The organism is Pararhizobium sp. PWRC1-1 (assembly GCF_049897905.1).
Taxonomy (GTDB): Bacteria; Pseudomonadota; Alphaproteobacteria; order Rhizobiales; family Rhizobiaceae; genus Pararhizobium.
On the sequence record NZ_JAFCXE010000089.1, the window covers coordinates 1 to 631 of the forward strand.

1 protein-coding gene is annotated in these 631 nt (G+C 60.1%); it reads right to left on the minus strand.

All coding sequences use genetic code 11. The features are described 5' to 3' along the window. Positions 1-383, minus strand: a 383-nt coding sequence (locus tag ACP7E0_RS35050; RefSeq protein WP_426131980.1) for a Hint domain-containing protein, incomplete at its 3' end; no start/stop codon positions are given. Positions 384-631 lie beyond the last annotated feature (248 nt).

Here is a 631-nt window from a genome sequence, read left to right on the forward strand (position 1 = left end):
ACACCCTCGGCGAGGATCACGTCATGGCTATCCAGGACGATCTGATAGTATTCGATCGTCTCGCGGTGAGGCGCAGGCGCAATCGAAGTCCCGTTGACTAGGTCCTTAACCCTAATCAGCACGCCACCGATGAAAAGAGCATGGCCGGGAGAGAGATAGAGATCCTGATGAGGTGTGTTGTGGCCAAGCGCGTGCCGCCAAATGCGGATCGGCACGACGCTGTCGTTCCAGGATAGGCCGCTTCGCTTGTAGGACTGGCGGCCGATCCATTTCACCGCCCGAACGTTTCCGCCCACTGTTTCAACGCGATCACCGATGTGAAGGTCCTCAATGAAGACCTCGCCTGTCGGGGTTGTGATCGACGTGCCCCGTAGAAAGCACATTGCGCTGCCCCCGGAGTGTCCATTCCCCCCGGGCTGGCCATGGCCTTGGCCTGGGTGGTCGCCCCCCGTTTTCCACCACGACTTTGCCTGGGCGTGGGTGACCGAAGATGAAGATATCGCGGCTGCTACGATAGCGATTCTTGCAGTCGCCGCCGTCGCCAATCCGAGAAAATGGCGCCGCGCGAGATTACGCTGATTTTGCAGGTCGTTGCCTGTCATGTCCTCTCCTTCCCGGCGTCGAGCCGGCT